An 18,630-nucleotide genomic window follows, 5' to 3' on the forward strand; every position below is an offset into this window, starting at 1 on the left:
TGACCTCGCCCTTGAGGACACCGGCCTGCAGGGAGGCGCCGATGGCGACGACCTCGTCGGGGTTGACGCCCTTGTTGGCCTCCTTGCCGCCGGTCAGTTCCTTGACCAGCTCGGAGACGGCCGGCATACGCGTCGAGCCACCCACGAGGATCACGTGGTCGATGTCGGACACCCGGATTCCGGCATCCCGCACGGCCTGCTGGAAAGGCCCCTTGCAGCGCTCCAGCAGGTCCTGGGTGAGCTGCTGGAACTGGGCGCGGGTGAGCCTCTCGTCCAGGTGCAGCGGGCCCTCGGCCGAGGCCGTGATGTAGGGCAGGTTGATGGTGGTCTCCGTCGCGGCGGACAGCTCGATCTTCGCCTTCTCCGCCGCCTCGCGCAGGCGCTGGAGGGCCATCTTGTCCTTGGAGAGATCGATTCCGTAGGCGTCCTTGAACCGCTTGGCCAGGTGGTCGACGATCCGCTGGTCCCAGTCGTCGCCGCCGAGGTGCGTGTCGCCGGAGGTGGCCTTCACCTCGACGACGCCGTCGCCGATCTCCAGCAGCGACACGTCGAAGGTGCCGCCGCCGAGGTCGAAGACCAGGACGGTCTGGTCCTCCTTCTCCATACCGTAGGCGAGGGCCGCGGCGGTCGGCTCGTTGATGATCCGCAGCACGTTCAGACCGGCGATCTCACCGGCCTCCTTGGTCGCCGTGCGCTGTGCGTCGTTGAAGTACGCCGGGACGGTGATCACCGCGTCGGCGACCTTCTCGCCCAGGTACGTCTCCGTGTCCCTCTTCAGTTTCTGCAGGACCCGGGCGGAGATCTCCTGGGCCGTGTACCGCCTGCCGTCCACATCCCCCTTCTCCGGGAAACGCCAGTTCGCGTCGCCCATGTACCGCTTCACCGACCGGGCGGTGCGCTCGACGTTCGTCACGGCCTGGCGCTTGGCGATCTCCCCCACCAGCACCTCGCCGCTCTTGGCGAAGGCCACCACCGAGGGGGTCGTCCGCGCGCCCTCGGCGTTGGCGACCACGGTGGGCTCGCCGCCCTCCAGGACGCACACCACCGAGTTGGTCGTGCCGAGGTCGATACCGACTGCGCGTGCCATCGTGCCCTCCTTCCCCGCCGCCGGGCGGCGGGAGGCGCTTTATGCCTATATTTCCGGCATAAAACTTGAGTCGCAACAAGTCAACTTTTCCGGGTGGTACCGGGAGCGGGGCACGCCGGGCCCGGCGAGGGGTTCCGTCCGAGCCCTGCCCCTGGGGAGCGGCGCCCGCCGCGCACCGGTCGTCCCGCCCAGGGTGACCGGGTGCCCGGTGAGCCCGTCCCATCCCACCTCCCGGCGGCGAACGGGACGGGCCGTCCGGTACTCAGATCCGGTAGCGCCGCAGCGCGGGCGCGGCGAGGGCCAGCGCCAGCATGGCGACGACCACCAACAGCCCCCCGCCCGCCACGGCGGCGCGGGGGCCGAAGGCCGAGCCGGCCGTGCCGTGCAGCAGGTCCGCCAGCCTGGGCCCGCCCGCCACCACGACGGTGAAGACGCCCTGCATCCGGCCGCGCATCCCGTCCGTGGCCGCCGACTGCAGGATGGCCCCGCGGAAGACCATGGACACCATGTCGGCGAAGCCGGCCACCGCGAGGAACAGCACGGCCCACCACAGTCCGCCGCTCAGTCCGGAGGCCGCGACGGCCGCGCCCCAGACGAGTACCGCGCCGATCACCATCCACCCGTGCCGGCGGATATGGGTGTAGGTGCCCGACATCAGCCCGGCGACCACCGCGCCCACGGGGATGGCCGCGTAGAGCAGACCGAGCGCCAGGCCCTCCCCCCAGGGCGCGTAAGTGGTGGCGGCGAGTTGCGGGAAGAGGGCGCGCGGCATGCCGAGCACCATCGCGATGATGTCGGCGAGGAAGGACAGCAGCAGCACACGGCGCGCCACGATGTACCTGAATCCGGCGGCTATCTCCTTCGGTCCGGCCGGCCGCGGGGCGCCGCCGCCGAGCGGCAGCAGGGACGGCAGCTTCCGTACGGCCGCCACCGCCGCGCACAGGGCGAGCGCGTCGAGGAGGTAGAGCGTGCCCAGGCCGATGACGGGTATCAGCGCGCCGGCGAGCAGCGGCCCGAGGACCAGGCCCGTCTGCATCACCGTCGAGTTGAGCGCGTTCGCCGCCGGCAGTTCCCCGGCCGGCACCAGACGGGCCACCGAGGCGCTGCGGGCCGGCGCGTTCATGCCGAAGAACGCCTGCTGGAGCGCGAGCAGCACCATCAGCACCGCCACCGACTCCGTCCCGGCGGCGGCCTGTGCCCAGAACAGGAGCGAGGTGACGGCGATCCCGGTGTTGGTGACCAGCAGCACCTTGCGCCGGTCCAGGGTGTCGGCGACCGCGCCGCCCCACAACGCGAAGACCACCAGCGGCAGCAGCCCGGCGAGGCTCGCGTAGCCGACCCAGGCCGAGGAACCGGTGATGTCGTAGACCTGCTTCGGCACGGCGACGGCGGTGAGCTGGCTGCCGACGGCGGTGGCGGTGGTGGAGGTCCACAGGCGGCGGAAGGCCGGGCGGCGCAGCGGCCGGGTGTCCATCGTCCAGCGCCGCCATCCGGAGCGCTCCGGTCCAGCTCCGGGGCGGGGCGGGGCGTGGTCCTCGCCGCCGTCGACGCTGTCCTCGGTGGTGCTCTTCCCGGTGTCCACGGCCGTCCTGGTTTCGTCGTGCAACTAGTTGGTCCGCCCCATTCTCGCCGACGCGGAGGACGTCCCCGCGGGCGGGCGAACGGGCGGCGGGAGAGAACCGCGGGCGGCCGTCCTGGACGGATGGGGCGGCCCACGTGGGTTGGTCCCCGCCGCGGCGGCGGCGTCGCGAACGGAGTGGCCGCCCTCCCGTCGACGTGACGGCGAGGGCGGCCCTGCGGAGACGGGACCGGCGGGGTGCCCCGCCGGTGGGGACACCCCGCCGGCCGTGCGGCCGGTTCCTACAATTCCTTGATGCGGATGTTGCGGAAGGAGATCACATCGGTCGTGCCGTGCGTCTGCAGGCCGATGTGGCCCGAGGCGTAGCGGCGGCCGTCCGTGCCCGGGTCGTCGGCCCGGGGCGGGGAGAACTCCTGGCCCGCGACGTTGTCGAACTCGTTGATCAGCACGCCGTTGCGGAAGACCGAGTAGTGCTGGTCGACCACGCGGATCTCGTACTCGTTCCAGGTGCCCTTCTCCGTGACGCCCGCGCCGCCGAGGCCGACCCGGTCGAATCCGTAGACCGAGCCCGTCTTGTACTGGTCGCCGTCGGGCCGGTCGAGGATCTGCACCTCGTGGCCGTACTTGATCGCCACCCACTCCGGGCGGGACTCCTCGGGATGGTCGTGGACGTACGGGAAGCGGACGAAGACGCCGCTGTTGGCCCGGCCCGTCCCCGGCGCGTCGTCGCGGAACTGCAGCCTCAGGGAGAAGTCGTCGTACCGGCGCCCGGGGAACCACAGCATGCCCATGCCCGGCACGGCGGTGCTGCTGGTGATGGTGCCGTCGTCGTTCAGGTCGAAGGCGCCGCCACCGACGTGCTGCCACCGGTCGAAGGACTTCCGCGTGCCGTCGAAGAGGTCCCGGTAGCCCTGGTTCTGCCCCGGCTTGCCGATGCCCGACCGCTTGGCCGCCTTGTTGACCGCCTTCCGCTCCCGCCTGTCGATCACCCCCTCGTCCGACAGGTCGTCCGTGACCTCCCGCACGTGCTTGCGGAAGAGCGCGTGGGACGCCCAGTCCCTCTCGTCCTCGATGAGTTCGTTGATGGTGCAGCGGTTGCCGGTGACGCGGTTGGGCACACCGGTGTCGACGGTTCCGACGACGACGGTCGGGCGCTCGTCCCACTCCGGGCACGGCGGGGCGGGCACTCCCCCGCCCTCGACCACGGTGAAGGCCGCCTGCTTCGCCCCGGAGGTGTTCCCGGCCTTGTCGGTCGCCCGGTAGGCGACGGTGTGACGGCCCGGGCGGTCGACGGTCACCGGGCCGGTGTAGGCGAGGTAGGGGCCGCCGTCGAGCGAGTACTCGATCCTCTCGACGCCGGAGTCGTCGTCGCCGGCGGTCACCGTCACCTTCGCCCTGCCCACGTAGTCGCCGTTCGCGTTCCTCTCGCCCGTCACGGCGGCGGAGGTCTCCGGCGCGGTGGTGTCGCCCGTGGGCGGGGCCACGACGGTGAACTCCACCGACTTCACCGCCGAGGTGTTCCCCGCCCGGTCCGTGGCCCGGTAGCGCACCGTGTGCGCGCCCGTCTCGTGGACCATCACCGGAGCCGTGTACGGCCGGAACTCCCCCTCCCCCAGCGCGTACTCGATCGTGTCGACGCCCGAGCCGGTGTCGGAGGCGGTCACGGTGACGGTGGCCATGCCGACGTAGGCACCGCTGCCGTCCTTCTCCCCCGTCACGGTGGCGGAGGTCTCCGGCGCGGTGGTGTCCTCGCCCGGGCCGCCGTCCGTGACGGTGAGGACGCCCTCCATCTCTCCGTGGCCGGGGATCGTGCAGTGGTAGCGGTACCGGCCGGGGGTGAGGGTGACCTCGGCGGTGTGCCTGCCGCCGTTGGCGTCCAGGGGGCTGGCCAGGATGTTCAGCGGGACGTCGTTGTTGTACTCCGGATCGGAGACGTCGAAGGTCAGGGTGTGCGGCATGGCCGTGGTGTTGCCGGTGGCCTCGCTGTTCTCGAAGACGATCGTGGCCTTTCCGGCGACCGCGGTCGCGGGTGCCGAGGTGTACCTCGTGATGTCGTCGCCCGCGGTCCAGGTGAGCACCTGCTCCGCGGCGGCCCCGGGCTCCGGGGCCGGCCGCCCGTGGGCGACCGGGGAGGTCAGGCCCAGGACCGTCAGCACCGCGGTCACCAGGACCGTCCAGATTCTCCGCTTCACCGCTTCACCCCCTGCTCCGCGTTCCCGTCCGTGCCGACGAGGTCCTTCGGCAGCGGGGTCGCCTCGCCGCCGTGGTAGGTGACGCGCCACAGCGCCGAGGCGTCGTCGTGGTTGAAGAAGCCGCGCCCGTAGTCGAGGGCGTACAGCGCGCCGTCGGGCCCGAAGCGCCAGTCCATGAGGTTGCGGATCCCGCCCTGTCCCACGGGGACGATTCCGTCGAGGCTCTCGGCGTGCACGGGCAGGCCGCCCTCGCCGGCCGTCCTGGGGTCGGTGAGGACCGCGTGCCGCGGCTGGTCGCCGTCGTAGAAGTCGCCGACGAACCACTTGCCGTCCCAGTACTCCGGCCACTTGTGCGCGCTGTCGCTCTCCGCGTCGTGGCGGTAGACGGGTCCGTTCATCGTGGCCTGGCCGCCGCCCTTGAGCCACGGGAGCAGCAGTTTCTGCTCCTCCAGCCTGTAGCTGGGGACGCCGTCGGCGTTCCGCGGGAAGTCGGGGGCGCCGCCCTGCGGGGAGTACCAGATGGTGTTGGAGGTGACCGGGGGGAGGTTCACCAGGCCGTCGTTGTGGGGTGACTCGTTCTTCGGGTGGTCGCAGTCGTACCAGCCGAGCGGTTTGCCCGGGTCGGGCAGGTTGCGGTCCCGGTAGGGCTGCTTGTTGCCCATGCAGAACGGCCAGCCGTGGTTGCCCGCCTCGGTGATCGCCGCGAAGGTGTCGTACTTCGCCGGTCCCCACACGGGGCTGGGGGTGGAGGCGTCGGGGCCGACCCACCCGGCGTAGAGGATGTCGGTCTCCTGGTCGACGGCGATGCGGGCGGGGTTGCGGACGCCCATGACGTAGATCTCGCCGCGGGTCTTGCCGCCGCCCTCGTCCTGCTCCCTGCCCGTGAAGAGGTTGCCCTCGGGGATGGTGTACGTCCCGTCGTCCTCGGGGTGGATGCGCAGGATCTTCCCGTTGAGGTTGTTGGTGTTGCCGGAGGTGCGGCGGGCGTCGGCGAAGGCGCGGCCCTTGAAGACGGGCTCGGGGTTGTTGCCGGAGTAGCCGTCGCTGAAGCCGGAGGAGTTGTTGTCGCCGGTGGCGATGTAGAGGTTGCCCTTGGAGTCCCAGGCCATGCCGCCGCCCGCGTGGCAGCAGCTGTGGATCTGCACGGGCCACTCGAGCAGGACCTTCTCCGAGGAGAGGTCGAGTCGGCCGGTCCCGGGGTCGAGGGTGAAGCGGGAGACCCGGCGCTCGGCCATGTGCGTGTCGCGGTCGATCTCCGAGTGCGGGGTCCAGTGGAGGTAGATCCAGCCGTTGTCGAGGAAGTCGGGGTCGAGTTCGATGCCGACCAGGCCCTCCTCGTTCTTGGTCAGCTCCCCGCCGCCGCCCTTGTTGCCGAAGACGTCCAGCGTGCCGACGAGGGTGGCCTTCTCCGTCCTGGGGTCCCAGACGTGGACGGTGCCCCTGCCCTTGCCGATCCCGGGGTCGTTCCAGTCGGTCTTCACCGGGGCTCCGGGGGTGCCGCCGCCGCGGCCGATGTAGAAGACCCGGCCGTCGGGGGCGGTGACGAGCCCGTGCGGCTCGCCGATCTGGTCGGTCAGTCCCGGTTGGTTGGGGCGGGTGAGCCGTTCGGCCTTGTAGTGGGCGTCGATGGTCGCCTTGCAGTCGGCGCGGGCCAGACGGGTGGTCCACATCAGGGCGCCGCGCAGGTGCGCGCGGAAGTCCGCCTCCTGGAAGCTCGCCGCCGTGCCGCCCATGGCGGTGTAGAAGGACCGGCCGCCGTCGTAGTCCCGGCACCAGGAGACGGGGTGGTCCCAGCCGTCCGCGTCCGCCGCCGGCTTGTACGAGTTCTCGCGCACCCGCGCGACCGTGTGGACCTTGCCCGAGGGGTTGGTCTCCCAGTCGATCCACCGGTCGGAGCGCTTCCACTCCAGTGGCAGGCCCTTGGTCGCCGGGTGCACGCGGTCGCCGACCTCGACGACGGCGCGCCGTGCCGCTTCCGTATCGCCGGTGGCCGGCCGTGCTCCCACCAGACCGGTGAACCACGACGAGTACGGTTCGGCGCGGGCCGCGCCGTGGATGCCGAGGAATCCGCCCCCGGCCTCCATGTAGCTCTCCAGCCCGGCTTCCTGTTCGGGATCCAGCACGTCGCCGCCGCCGGTGAGGAAGACGACCGCGTTGTACCTTCCGAGTTTCCTCGAGGTGAACACCGAGGCGTCGTCGGTGGCGTCGACCTTGAAGCGCAGGGCGCTCGGGCCGGTCCCGCCGATCCGTTCGACGGCCTCGATGCCCGCGTCGACCGTCGGCGGTTCCTCGCCGGCGGAGGCGTGGAAGACCAGGACCCGTACGTTCTGTCCGCCCGGCGGGGACTTCAGCCGGAGTTCCGGCGCCGAGGGGGCCTGGTCGAGCCGGGCGGCGGCCGGTGTACCGCTCAGCAGGGTCGCGGTGACGGCGCCGGCCACCAGGGCGGCGAACAGGCCGCGTCGTCTTCCGGGGTGCAGTGTGCTGGTCCCTCGTCTCGCCGAGGGAAGTCGATGCGGTGCGTGCCGCATGGTCCACCCACCTTCTCCGGTCGTCTCCGGTCGGAGCAACGGCCGTTGAAGCTAGACCTCTTTTCGCGATCCGCCAATAGATATAACCGGCATCGGACAAACTTTGTCTCGAATGTGGACGAACGAAGACCGCCGGTCTACCGTGACGCTGTCCCGCCATCCACGCACCCGTCAGCCCCCTTCACACGGACGCGAGTTGGGAGATCCATGACCGAGGCAGCCGGCAACATCCCCAGACGCACCTTCAGCCGACGGTTCCTCGCGGGCGGCGCGGTCGCCGCGGCCGTGGGCCCGGCGGCCGTGGGCTCCGCGGTTCCGGCCGCCGGGGCTCCCGCCGCGGCGGAGACGGCGCCGACCGCGAAGGGGACCGTCCGCCGGGCCCGGGCCGGCGGCGAGGTCCGCCACCTGAAGATGTACGCGGAGCGGCTGCCCGGCGGGCAGATGGGCTACGGGCTCGAAAAGGGCGAGGCCACGATCCCGGGCCCGATGATCGAGCTGGTCGAGGGCGACACCCTCCACATCGAGTTCGAGAACGCCATGGACGTGGAGGTCAGCCTCCACGTCCACGGCGTGGACTACGACATCGACAACGACGGCACCCGGATGAACCGCAGCACCGTGCCGCCGGGCGGGAAGCGCACCTACACCTGGCGCACCCACGAACCCGGAAGGCGCAAGGACGGCACCTGGCGCCCGGGCAGCGCGGGGTACTGGCACTACCACGACCACGTCGTCGGCACCGAGCACGGCACCGGGGGCATCCGCAGGGGCCTGTACGGGCCGGTGGTGGTCCGCCGGAAGGGCGACGTCCTGCCGGACAAGCAGTTCACCATCGTCTTCAACGACATGACGGTCAACAACAGGGGGGCCGGCGAGACCCCCGACTTCGAGGCGACCGTGGGCGACCGGGTCGAGATCGTCATGATCACGCACGGCGAGTACTACCACACGTTCCACCTGCACGGTCACCGCTGGGCGGACAACCGCACGGGCCTGCTGGAGGGCCCGGAGGATCCCAGCCGCGTGGTCGACAACAAGATCACCGGCCCGGCCGACTCGTTCGGGTTCCAGGTGGTGGCCGGGGAGAACGTGGGCGCCGGGGCGTGGATGTACCACTGCCACGTCCAGAGCCACTCCGACATGGGCATGGCCGGGCTGTTCCTCATCGCCAAGCCCGACGGCACCGTCCCCGGCCACGAGCCCCACCACCCGCCGGGGCACGAGCACCCCTGACCGGCCCGGCGCGGGGGCGGCCCGAGGAGGTCGACGCGGCCGGCGCCGGCGGGGGTGCCCCGCCGGCGCCGCAGGTCAGCAGCCGTCCTCGCGCAGCGAGCGCAGGTGGGCGGCGGAGCGGCGGGCGAAGCGGAACGAGTCGCCGGGGTTGTCGTGCTCGGCGATCCAGTGGTGGTCGCGGCGGCGCGAGAGCCGCTCGACGCCGCCGATGAACCGCTCGTAGTCGATGTCGCCGTCGCCGACGTCCGTCATGCGGTAGCCGTCGCGGGCCGACGGGTCCTTGTCGCCGTCCTTCACGTGGAACAGCGGGTAGCGGTGCGGTGCCCTCAGGACGTAGTCGATCGGGTCGAAGGGCGCGGGGACGCCGTCGGGACGGACGCCGAAGCGGAACTGCCCGCAGTACGCCCAGTAGACGTCCATCTCCAGGTGGACCAGGTCGGGGTCGGTCTCCTCCAGCAGCACGTCGTAGAGGCGCACGTCGGGGCGGTCGGTGGCGAAGGAGAACTCCTCGGCGTGGTTGTGCTGGTAGAACTTCATGCCGCGGGCGCGGGCGGCGGCGCCGTAGGTGTTGAAGTCCTCGGCGGCCCGCTTCCAGGCGTCGACCGTGGAGCCGTAGCGGAACGGCCCGCTGGCCGTGCCGATGTGCTTCAGGCCCAGTTCCTGGGCGTCGTCGAGGACCTTCTCCAGGTTGGTGGCGAAGGTGTAGGCGTTCGGGTCGGAGGAGTGGTAGCCGACGTGGCTGCCCACGGCCCGCAGGCCGTTGTCGCGGACCAGGCGGCGCAGTTGCCGGAGGGTGATGGGACCGGCCGAGCCCTGGGTGTAGCCGGCGAACTCGATCTCGGAGTAGCCGTGGCGCCGCAGTTCCTCGAAGACGCGGGCGAAGCCGATGGTGGAGACCTGGTCGCGGAGGCTGTAGAGCTGGATGCCGAGTCTGCCCTTGGGGACGAGCGGTCCGCCGGGGCGGCGGGATCCGGCGGGGGCGGCCGCCGCGGTGCCCCCGCCGACCGTGCCGAGGAGGGCGGCCGCGGCCGTTCCGGCGGCGACGCCGAGGAATCCGCGGCGGCGGAGGATGCGGGCGAGTTCGTCGTGCGAGGTCACGTCACGGCTCCTTGGGGTGGTGTCGGTTGACGGGTGCGGTCGGGGGGCGGCGGTCAGGAGAGCCCGGCGAGGCCGAGCAGGAGGCCCTTCACCTCGGTCGCGGCGACGGGACCGCCGACGGCGCCGGGCCGGGAGCAGAGCAGCACCGGCCCGTCGTCCTCGTCGGCGGGCAGGCGGCCGTGGCTGCCGCGCACGGGCGACGGGTCGAGGGGGACGACGGCCATGCGGTAGCGCATGCCGAGTCTCTTGCGGGCCAGGGCCGTGGCGGCGCGGACCTTCACGTACGGGTCGAGGGGGTCCATGAACAGCTCGGCCGGGTCGTAGCCGGGCTTGCGGTGGATCTCGACCGTCCGGGCGAAGTCGGGGGCGCGGTCGTCGTCGAGCCAGTAGTAGTAGGTGAACCAGGCGTCGGGTTCGGCCACCGCCACCAGGTCGCCCGCGCGGGGGTGGTCCAGGCCGTGGGCCTTCTTGCCCTCGTCGCCGAGGAGTTCGTCGACGCCGGGCAGGCCGGCGAGGGCGGCGTGCGCCGCGTCGAGGTCCTCGGGGCGCCGTACGTAGACGTGGGCGATCTGGTGGTCGGCGACGGCGAAGGCGCGGGAGGCCGTCGGGTCCAGGTACTCCATGCCGTCCTGGGTGTGGACCTCCAGGAGCCCGGCCCGGCGCAGCGCCCGGTTGACGTCCACCGGCCGGTCGACGGAGGTGATGCCGTACTCGGAGAGGACGACGACGGTGCGGCCCTCGGCGCGGGCGTCGTCCAGCAGCGGGGTCAGGGCCCGGTCGAGGTCGGCCGCGGCGGCGAGGGAGCGCGGGTCGTCGGGGCCGTGGCGCTGGAGGTCGTAGTCCAGGTGGGGGAGGTAGGCCAGGACGAGGTCGGGGGCGCGGGTGTGGAGGATGTGGCGGGTGGCGCCGATGATCCACTGGGAGGAGACGAGGTCGGCTCCGGGCCCCCAGTAGTGGAAGAGGGGGAAGGCGCCGAGGGAGTCGGTGAGTTCGCCGTGCAGTTCCGGGGGCCGGGTGTAGCAGTCGGGCTCCTTGCGGCCGTCGGCGCGGTAGACCGGGCGCGGGGTGACGGTGTAGTCGGTGTCGGCGCCCATCGCGTACCACCAGCAGACGTTGGCGACCGTGTAGCCGGGGTGGGCGCGGCGGGCTGCGTCCCACAGCTTGTCGCCGCCGACGAGGCCGTTGTGCTGCCGCCACAGGAAGACCTCGCCGAGGTCGCGGAAGTACCAGCCGTTGCCGACGACGCCGTGCCCGGCGGGGGTGGTGCCGGTGAGGAAGGTGGCCTGGACGGAGCAGGTGACGGCGGGCAGGACGGTGCCCAGGGGCGCGTGCGATCCGGCGTCCGCCAGGGCGCGGAGGCCGGGCATGTGGTCCAGCAGCCGGGGGGTGAGGCCGACGACGTCGAGGACGAGGAGCGGGGTGGGGCGGCGGGACGCGGCGGCGGTCACGGCAGCTCCTTCAGGCCGAGTTCGGTCAGCAGGTCGCGGGCGAGGGCGAGTTCGGCGGCGATGCCGTCGGCGAGCTGTGCCCGGGTGCGGGGCCGCAGGGCGGGCGGGAGGGTCTGCCAGGTGTAGGTCTCGACCTCCAGGTGGCGGGTGAGCGGTTCGGGTCCGCCGACGAGGCGGGCGAGGGTGTCGCGCAGGACCGGCAGGGTGGAGGCGAGCGGGGGCTCGGGCGCGGCGTGCAGGGGGACGTGGAAGTGGGAGCGCCAGGGACCGGTGGCGGGCAGGGGGCCGTCGTCGGCGAGCGCCCGGTCGAGGTCGTCGGTGCCCACCACGGTGCCGTCGGGGGTGCGGGCACGGGTCTGGTGGAGGAAGCGGGGTTCGGCGAAGGCGGCGAGCGCCTTCCGCACGGCCGGTTCGCGGGGGTCGTCGGCGTGGAGGGCGGCCGAGAGCTGGGCCTTGACGACGGACACGCCCGCACAGGCCAGTCCGTCCAGGGCCTCGCCGGGGTCCTCGAACTGGGTGGCGAGGTGGCAGGTGTCGAGGCAGACGCCGATCCGCTCGCGCGGCGGGGCGTTCGGGGAGGTGAGGGCGCGGACGGCGTCGGCGGTGGTCTCGACGGTGCAGCCGGGTTCGGGTTCGAGCCCGATGCGGATGGAGCGGCCGGTGAGGTCCCGCAGGGCGTCGAGCCTCCCGGCGAGGGTGGTGAGCGCGCCGTGGGCGGCGTCCGCGCGCCGGGCGTCGAAGCCGGTGCGCCAGGCCAGCGGGAGGGTGGAGATCGTGCCCTCGGTCGTGTCGTCGGGCAGCAGTGCGGCGAGGAGGCGGGCGAGGTCGGTGGTGTGCTCCAGCCGCTCGGGTTCCGTCCAGTCGGGCCGGTAGACGCGGTGTTTGACGACCTGGTCGCCGAAGCCCCGGTAGGGGAAGCCGTTGAGGGTGACGACCTCCAGGCCGCGGTCGTCGAGTTCGGCCCGGAGCGCGCGCACGGCGGCCGGGTCGGCGGTGAGGGCGCGGGCGGCGTCGCGGGCCAGCCAGAGTCCGATGCCCAGGCGGTCGCGGCCGAGGCGGCGGCGGACGGGTTCGGCGTGCTCGCGGAGTTGGCGGCGCACTCCGCCGAGGTCCTCGGCGGGGTGGACGTTGGTGCAGTAGGCGAGGTGGACGGTGGAGCCGTCGGGGTGGCGGAAGCGCATCGCTCAGCTCCCCCCGCGCAGGACGGAGTTGCCCTCGTGGGTGGCCCCGGGCTTCTCCACGTCGAGGTCGAGCCGGCCGCCGGTGCCGTAGAAGGCGACCGGGTTGCGCCACAGCACCCGGTCGACGTCGTCCTCGTCGAAGCCGGCGGCGAGCATGGCGTCGCCGACCTTCCGGGTCTTCAGCGGGTCGCTCCTGCCCCAGTCGGCGGCCGAGTCGACCAGTACCTTCTCCGGTCCGTACTCCTTGAGGATCGCGACCATGCGGTCCTCGTCCATCTTGGTGTCGGGGTAGACGGAGAAGCCCAGCCAGCAGCCCGCGTCCTTGGCCGCCCGCGCCGTCGTCTCGTTGAGGTGGTCGAGCAGGACGCGCTCCGCGGGCAGCGCGGACTCCCGGACGACGTCGAGGGTGCGGAGCAGTCCGGCGAGCTTGTCGCGGTGGGGTGTGTGGACGAGCGCGGGCAGGTCGTGGTCGGCGGCGAGCTGGAGCTGGGCGGCCAGGGCGGTGTCCTCGGCCGGCGTCATCGAGTCGTAGCCGATCTCGCCGACGGCGACGACCCCGTCCTTGACGAGGTAGCGCGGCAGGGCGTCCAGGACCGGGACGCAGCGCGGGTCGTTGGCCTCCTTGGGGTTCAGGGCGATGGTGCAGTGGTGGGCGATGCCGTACTGGGCGGCGCGGAAGGGCTCCCAGCCCAGGAGGGAGTCGAAGTAGTCGAAGAAGCTCTCGGGCGAGGTGCGGGGCTGGCCGAGCCAGAAGGACGGTTCGACGACGGCCCGGACCCCGGCGGCGTACATGGCCTCGTAGTCGTCGGTGGTGCGGGAGGTCATGTGGACGTGCGGGTCGAAGATGCGCATCAGCCCTCCTCGGGGTGGGGGGTGGAGGCGGCCAGGTCCAGCACGCGGTGGAGGTCGTCGGGGACGGGGCGGCCGGCGGCCGTGCGCTCGGCCGCGTGATCGCGGAGCATCCGCGCCAGTTCGGCGTCGCCGCGGGCGCGCTCGGCCAGCCCGGCGACGGCGGACACCGGTACACCGGTGAACAGGCACTTCAGGACGGCGTGCCGCCAGGCGTGGGCGTCGAGGCGGGCGGCGGCGTACGGGCCGACGGCCGCGGCCACCAGCCGGGTGTCGTTGGTGCGCAGGGCGTCCTCGACGATCGGCACCCCGGCGTCGCCGATGCCGAGGTACGGCAGGGCGAGCAGGACGGCGCGCCGCTCGGCGGCGGTTCCGTGCGCGTACAGCCGTGCCGCGCCGGCGGCGTCCGTCCGTGCCGCGTGGAGCAGCAGTACGCGCGCGGCGTCGGCGGTGGGACGGTCGTCCCCGGCCGGCGGGGCCGGGCGGGCGGGGCGGCAGTGGCGGCCGGCGGACGCGAAGCGCAGTTCCCAGGGGGCGGGGCGCGTGCCCGGTTCCCGCTCCGGAGTCTGCTCCGCGGTGGCCCCCGCCGCTCGTGCCGCCTCCTCCAGCGCCCGGTCCAGCCACTCCCTGCCGGTCCGGTCGAGCCGGGCGGCGAGGTCCTTCCGGAGGGCGGCGAGGGCGGCGTCGATGTCGATGTCCATGTCCACGGAGGTGTGGGCGCCGGTTTCGGCGCCGGTTTCGGTGTCGGTTTCGGTGTCGGTCAGCACGGTGCGCCTCCGGCGGTTCGGTCCGCCTCGCGGAGGAAGGCGAGGGACGCGGCGGCCAGGCCGGGGCCGGCGTGGGAGTCACGGGGCAGTTCGACGCCGACCAGGCCGTCGTAGCCCACCTCGTGGAGCGCGGCCAGCACCGGCGGGAAGTCGATCTCGCCCTCCCCGAAGGGCAGGTGTTCGTGGACCCCGCGGCGCATGTCCTCGATCTGGACGTGGCGCAGCCAGGGCGCGGCGGCGCGGACGCAGTCGGCGGGCGGGTCCGGCTCCAGGCACTGGCAGTGGCCGATGTCCAGCGTCAGGCCGAGCCCGCCGGGGTCGCCGAGGTCCGTGCGCAGGCGGTGGAAGCCGGCCAGGTCCGCCAGGAGGTGGCCCGGTTCGGGTTCCACCGCCAGCGGCACGCCCGCGGAGTCGGCGGCGGCCAGGACGGGGGCGACGGCCTCCGCCAGCCGTTTCCAGGCCGTCTCCGGGTCGGTGCCGGGCGGGGTGCGGCCGCTGAAGCAGTGCACGGCCGTCGCGCCGAGGTCGGCGGCGATCCGTACGGCGGTCAGCAGCAGTCCGACGCGGGCGCCGCGGGCCTCGGGATCCGGGTCGAGGAGGGTGGGGTGGTGCTTGCGCCGGGGGTCGAGGACGTAGCGCGCCCCCGTCTCGACGGCGACGGCCAGCCCCAGGCTCTCCAGTCGGCGGGCGACGTGCCGGGTCCGGGCGGCCAGTTCGGGGGCGGGGGCGAGCGGGTCGAGGTGCATGTGGTCGAGGGTCAGGCCGACGCCGGCGTAGCCGAGGTCGGCGAGCAGGTCGAGGGCGTCGTCGAGACGCAGGTCGGCGAGTCCGTTGGTGCCGTAGGCCCAGCGCGGGGGCGTGCGCGGAGGGGTCATGTGGGGCTGACCTTTCGGGACAGGCGGCGGGCGATCGGCAGCAGTGCGAGCAGCGGCAGCGCGGTCGCCGGCGCGCCGGCGCGGGCGGCGAGCGCCGCCTGGAGCGGGATCAGGGCGCGGATGCCGCCGCCGACGGCCCGCTGGGTGAGCTGCGGCGACGGGTTGAGGGCGGCGTGGGCGTACGGCCGGGCGGCGGTCGCGCCGTACGCGGCGCAGAGCCCGGCGGTCGCGAAGGCGCCGGCTCCCCGCGCGGTGGCGGGCCGGCCCGCCCCCGCGCGGGAGATCGCGGCCGTGGCGGCCAGCGCGGCCAGGGGCGGCAGGGCGGAGCCGCCCTGCGCCTCCCGCCGGGAGACGGCGGTGACGGCCAGGGTGTGCGCGCCCAGCAGCGCGGCCGGCGGCAGCGCCCTCCGTGCGGCGCCGCGCGCGTCCGCCGGGGCCGTGGCCGTCGCGCCCAGGGCGAGGTCCAGGGCGCGGGCGGCGGCCATGGCGACGGGTCCGGCGGGGGTGTTCTTCAGCGCGAGGTCGTAGGCCCAGACCGTGCCGGCGAGGACGCCGGCCGTGACGAGGGCGGGACGTCCGGCCGCGGCGGCGAGCGCCAGCCCGGCGGCGGTGAGCCCGCCCGCCGCCGCCAGGGCCGCGCCGGGGGCGACGCGGCCCGACGGCAGCGGGCGGTGCGGCCGTTCGACGGCGTCGGTGTCGCGGTCGGCCCAGTCGTTGAGCGCCATGCCGGCCTCGTAGAGGCAGAGGGAGGCGCCGGCGGCGAGCGCGGTGCCGCGGCCGGGCGGGCGCCCGGCGGCCGCCGCGCCGGCGAGGGCCCGGCCGGGCACGGTGAACAGCGCCGGGACCCGCAGCAGTTCGGCCCAGGCCCGCAGGCGGCCGGGGCGGGGGCTCACGCGCCCGCCCGGAGACGGTCGGCGAAGGCCGACAGCGCCCGCCACTGCTCCTCCAGGGAGGAGGCGGCGCCCGGGTCGGGGTCCTTGAAGAAGAAGCCGAGCCCGGGGAGGGGACCGGAGAGTCCGGCGGCGTGGGCGGCCGCGGTCAGGCGGGCGAGGTCGAGGACGAGCGGGGCCGCGAGGGCGGAGTCGCAGCCCTGCCAGATGGTCTGGAGGACCATCCGCGAGCCGAGGAAGCCCTCGAAGGCGACGTGGTCCCAGGCGGTCTTCCAGTCTCCGAGGGCCGGCACGTTGTCGATGTGCAGGTCGCCGTCCGGGAGTTCGCCGAGGGTGTCGGCGAGGACCCGGGCCTTGCCCGCGTTCTTGGCCGCCGCGGCGGCCGGGTCGGCGAGGGCGGCGCCGTCCCCGCCGCCCAGCAGGTTGGTGCCGGACCAGGCCCGCACCTCCAGGGCGCGCCGGCGGAACATCGGCGCGAGCACCGACCGCAGCAGCGTCTGCCCCGTCTTGCCGTCGCGTCCGGCGTACGGGAGTCCGGAGCGGGCGGCGGCGTCCGCCAGGGCCGGGTGGTGCAGTCCGGCGGAGGGCGTGAAGTTGACGTACGGGCAGCCGGCGCGGAGGGCCGCCGCCGCGTAGAGGGAGCTCGGCGGCAGCCGGTCGCCGCCCTCGGGGGCGGGTTCGGTGGAGGCGACGTTGACGACGACGGTGCGCGCGAGCCCGTGGTCGGCGGCGAAGGCGGTGAGGTCGGCGGCGAAGGCGTCGATCAGCTCCTCGTCGGTGCGGCGGTCGCCGGGCTGCGGTCCGCCGGGGCGGATCGCGGCGTCGGCGGCGGCCAGGTCCGCGTGCACGGCGGCCGGCAGTCCGTGCGGCAGGACTCCGCCCGCCGCCAGGGCCTCCGCCCGCTTGGGCAGGGGGCAGTCGGCGGTGTCGTGTCCGCCGAAGACCAGGGTCGCCAGGGGCGGGAGGCCGCTCCCCTCGAAGGGGGCGGTCTCGGTGACCATGCCGGTGGGCGGGTGCAGCCCCGCGGTGATCGCCGCCCATCCGGCCACCACGGTGGTCGCGACGGACCCCCGTGCCCCGATCAGCCAGATCCCGGTGCGGGGCGGTCGCGCGGCGGGGCCGGGGGCCGGGGCGGCGGGGCGCGGCGGATCGGTGGGGTGTCCGGCCGTGCTGCCGGAGGAGGGCCGGTCGTGGCGGTCGGTGGTCATGGCTGCCTCCCGGGGGTGAGTGGTGCGGCGTTGCCCGACGTGGGTGACGGCGTGGCGCGCGGTGGTGTGTGCCGTGGCGGTGTGCCGTGACGGTGCGTGCCGTGGCACACGGGCGGGCCGTGGTGCGGGAGCGGCGTGGCGGTGGTGGGGTCGGCGGCGGGCGGGGAGTCGGCGGTCTCCCCGCCCGCCGCCTGGCCGCCGCCGGTCCCCCTCGGGCCGCCGGCGGCCGGACCTGGGCGGGACGGTCGTCAGTCCCCGGCGGGCAGTTCCTTCACGCGGATGTTGCGGAAGGACACCTCGTCGCCGTCCCCGTGGTTCTGGATGCCGATGTGTCCTTGGGCCAGGCTGCGCGCCGGGTCGGTGTTGGTGAAGTCGTTGATCTCCACGCCGTTGAGCCGGACCCTCAACCGCTCGCCCTCGACGCGGATCTCGTAGGTGTTCCACTCCCCCGGCGGGTTGAGCGCCCTGTCGCGGGCCCGGATGTCGGCGGACCGGAAGCCGTACACCGATCCCGTGGTCCTCTCCGGCACGTCGGTGGCGTCGATCTGGATCTCGTAGCCGTTGTCCACCGCCGACCAGGGGTCGTCGGAGGCCGGGAAGCCCACGAAGACCCCGGAGTTGTCGTCCCCGGACGCCTTCCAGTCGAGCTTCAGCGAGTAGGACCGGAACTCCTTCGCCTCGTACCAGAGCATTCCCATGCCCCCGGTGGAGGTCAGCGTTCCGTCCCGGAGCGTGAAGGAGCCCGGCCCGGCCTGCTTCCAGCCCCGCGTGTCCGTGCCGTCGAAGAGCGGGGTGTAGCCCTTCTCGGGGCGGCAGTCGGCCTGGACGGCGCCGATGGCGTAGCGGATGCCGCCCAGCAGGTGGGCGCGGAAGGCCGGTTCCGCGTAGGACTCCCGGGTGTGTCCGCCGCCGGTGTAGAAGGCGCGGCCGCCGCGGTAGGTCCGGCACCAGGAGATGGGGTGGTCCTCCCCCATCGTCCCGCCGATGTAGGAGGACTCGTCGAGGGTGGCGAGCACGTGGGCCTGTTCGCGCGGGTTGGTGCGGTAGTCGTACCACTCGTCGGTGCGCTCCCAGGTGGCGCCCAGGTGGGCGGTCGCGGCGTGCGCCCGGTCCTCGACCTTGATCGTCGCCTGCTGGACGTGCGGGTGGGAGCGGAAGTAGGCGCCCGCCAGTCCGCCGTAGAAGGGCCAGTCGTACTCGGTGTCGGCGGCGGCGTGGACGCCCACGTACCCGCCGCCGTTCTCGATGTAGCGTTCGAAGGCCTTCTGCTGGGCGGTGTTCAGGACGTCGCCGGTGGTGGAGAGGAAGACGACGGCGGCGTAGCGGTCGAGGTTCTTCCGGGTGAAGGCGCCGGCGTCCTCGGTGGCGTCGACGGCGAAGCCGCCCCGCGCGCCGAGTTCCTCGACGGCGGCGATGCCGTCGGGTATGGAGTCGTGGCGGAAGCCGGCGGTCTTGGAGAAGACCAGGACGCGGCTCTCCTCGGCGCGGGGGTCCCGCGGGTCCGGCTGGGCGGCGCTGCCCGGCAGTGCCGTGGCGGCCAGCACCAGTGCCGCGGCGCCCGCGGCCGTGGCGAGGCGTGCGGATGCGTGCATGCGGATGTCCTTCCTCGGCCGGGGCGGTCCGTCGGGTCCGCCCCGGCTCGCGGGAATCGGTCCGGGTGCTGCTCGGTCCGGTTCCGGGCCGTGTCCCGGGCTC

The 18,630-nt window shown here is 73.8% G+C and carries 14 protein-coding genes; 1 reads left to right on the forward strand and 13 read right to left on the reverse strand.

All coding sequences use genetic code 11. The features are described 5' to 3' along the window. The 4 genes from ABD358_RS26255 to ABD358_RS26270 all read right to left on the reverse strand — a co-directional run. The coding region (locus ABD358_RS26255; RefSeq protein ID WP_344633634.1) for an Hsp70 family protein at nt 1-1,087 on the reverse strand (1,087 nt) is incomplete at its 3' end. A gap of 262 nt (nt 1,088-1,349) precedes the next feature. Next, nucleotides 1,350-2,693, reverse strand: coding sequence for an MFS transporter (locus ABD358_RS26260; protein ID WP_344633635.1), 1,344 nt, complete (start codon nt 2,691-2,693; stop codon nt 1,350-1,352). A 254-nt stretch (nt 2,694-2,947) separates the two neighbouring features. Next, nucleotides 2,948-4,858: an OmpL47-type beta-barrel domain-containing protein gene (locus ABD358_RS26265; protein WP_344633636.1), complete on the reverse strand. Its 1,911-nt coding sequence runs from the start codon at nt 4,856-4,858 to the stop codon at nt 2,948-2,950. After that, nucleotides 4,855-7,386, reverse strand: coding sequence for a ThuA domain-containing protein (locus tag ABD358_RS26270; protein WP_344633637.1), 2,532 nt, complete (start codon nt 7,384-7,386; stop codon nt 4,855-4,857). Before ABD358_RS26270 ends, ABD358_RS26265 begins: the two co-directional genes overlap by 4 nt. A 228-nt stretch (nt 7,387-7,614) precedes the next feature. Here ABD358_RS26270 and ABD358_RS26275 point away from each other — a divergent pair, with 228 nt between their 5' ends. Next, nucleotides 7,615-8,619, forward strand: a complete 1,005-nt coding sequence (locus ABD358_RS26275; RefSeq protein WP_344633683.1) for a multicopper oxidase domain-containing protein — start codon at nt 7,615-7,617, stop codon at nt 8,617-8,619. Nucleotides 8,620-8,694: 75 nt separating this feature from the next. On the opposite strand, the gene ABD358_RS26280 is transcribed toward ABD358_RS26275, so the two are convergent. The 9 genes from ABD358_RS26280 to ABD358_RS26320 all read right to left on the reverse strand — a co-directional run bounded on the left by ABD358_RS26280 (nt 8,695) and on the right by ABD358_RS26320 (nt 18,527). Further along, nucleotides 8,695-9,717, reverse strand: a complete 1,023-nt coding sequence (locus ABD358_RS26280; protein WP_344633638.1) for a sugar phosphate isomerase/epimerase family protein — start codon at nt 9,715-9,717, stop codon at nt 8,695-8,697. A 53-nt stretch (nt 9,718-9,770) separates the two neighbouring features. Beyond that, entirely contained in the window at nt 9,771-11,165 is a 1,395-nt protein-coding gene (locus ABD358_RS26285; protein ID WP_344633639.1) for an alkaline phosphatase family protein, read from the reverse strand. Then, the gene (gene eboE, locus ABD358_RS26290) at nt 11,162-12,346 is read right to left on the reverse strand and encodes a metabolite traffic protein EboE (protein ID WP_344633640.1); all 1,185 of its coding nucleotides are present in this window, start codon (nt 12,344-12,346) and stop codon (nt 11,162-11,164) included. The genes ABD358_RS26285 and eboE overlap by 4 nt, the downstream gene beginning before the upstream one ends. 3 nt (nt 12,347-12,349) lie before the next feature. Then, nucleotides 12,350-13,198, reverse strand: coding sequence for a TatD family hydrolase (locus tag ABD358_RS26295; RefSeq protein ID WP_344633641.1), 849 nt, complete (start codon nt 13,196-13,198; stop codon nt 12,350-12,352). Then, nucleotides 13,198-13,896 carry an EboA domain-containing protein gene (locus tag ABD358_RS26300; protein ID WP_344633684.1) on the reverse strand — a complete coding sequence of 233 codons (699 nt, stop codon included), beginning with the start codon at nt 13,894-13,896 and terminating at the stop codon, nt 13,198-13,200. The genes ABD358_RS26295 and ABD358_RS26300 overlap by 1 nt, the downstream gene beginning before the upstream one ends. Nucleotides 13,897-13,955: 59 nt before the next feature. Next, nucleotides 13,956-14,837, reverse strand: a complete 882-nt coding sequence (locus ABD358_RS26305) for a sugar phosphate isomerase/epimerase family protein (protein ID WP_344633642.1) — start codon at nt 14,835-14,837, stop codon at nt 13,956-13,958. Beyond that, nucleotides 14,834-15,775: an SCO3242 family prenyltransferase gene (locus ABD358_RS26310; RefSeq protein ID WP_425576430.1), complete on the reverse strand. Its 942-nt coding sequence runs from the start codon at nt 15,773-15,775 to the stop codon at nt 14,834-14,836. The genes ABD358_RS26305 and ABD358_RS26310 overlap by 4 nt, the downstream gene beginning before the upstream one ends. Next, a complete protein-coding gene (locus ABD358_RS26315; RefSeq protein ID WP_344633644.1) occupies nt 15,727-16,935 on the reverse strand; it encodes an inositol-3-phosphate synthase in 1,209 nt (402 codons plus the stop codon). Before ABD358_RS26315 ends, ABD358_RS26310 begins: the two co-directional genes overlap by 49 nt. A gap of 248 nt (nt 16,936-17,183) precedes the next feature. After that, nucleotides 17,184-18,527, reverse strand: a complete 1,344-nt coding sequence (locus ABD358_RS26320; protein ID WP_344633645.1) for a ThuA domain-containing protein — start codon at nt 18,525-18,527, stop codon at nt 17,184-17,186. Between the last annotated feature and the right edge of the window lie 103 nt (nt 18,528-18,630).

It is taken from the genome of Streptomyces glaucosporus (genome assembly GCF_039533345.1).
Taxonomy (GTDB): Bacteria; Actinomycetota; Actinomycetes; order Streptomycetales; family Streptomycetaceae; genus Streptomyces; species Streptomyces glaucosporus.

Excerpts from the sequence above, each read along its gene's own strand:
- ABD358_RS26270 (WP_344633637.1), bottom strand. The coding sequence starts at position 7,386 with ATGCGGCACGCACCGCATCGACTTCCCTCGGCGAGACGAGGGACCAGC.
- eboE (WP_344633640.1), bottom strand. The coding sequence starts at position 12,346 with ATGCGCTTCCGCCACCCCGACGGCTCCACCGTCCACCTCGCCTACTGC.
- ABD358_RS26295 (WP_344633641.1), bottom strand. The coding sequence starts at position 13,198 with ATGCGCATCTTCGACCCGCACGTCCACATGACCTCCCGCACCACCGAC.
- ABD358_RS26300 (WP_344633684.1), bottom strand. The coding sequence starts at position 13,896 with ATGGACATCGACATCGACGCCGCCCTCGCCGCCCTCCGGAAGGACCTC.
- ABD358_RS26305 (WP_344633642.1), bottom strand. The coding sequence starts at position 14,837 with ATGACCCCTCCGCGCACGCCCCCGCGCTGGGCCTACGGCACCAACGGA.
- ABD358_RS26315 (WP_344633644.1), bottom strand. The coding sequence starts at position 16,935 with ATGACCACCGACCGCCACGACCGGCCCTCCTCCGGCAGCACGGCCGGA.
- ABD358_RS26320 (WP_344633645.1), bottom strand. The coding sequence starts at position 18,527 with ATGCACGCATCCGCACGCCTCGCCACGGCCGCGGGCGCCGCGGCACTG.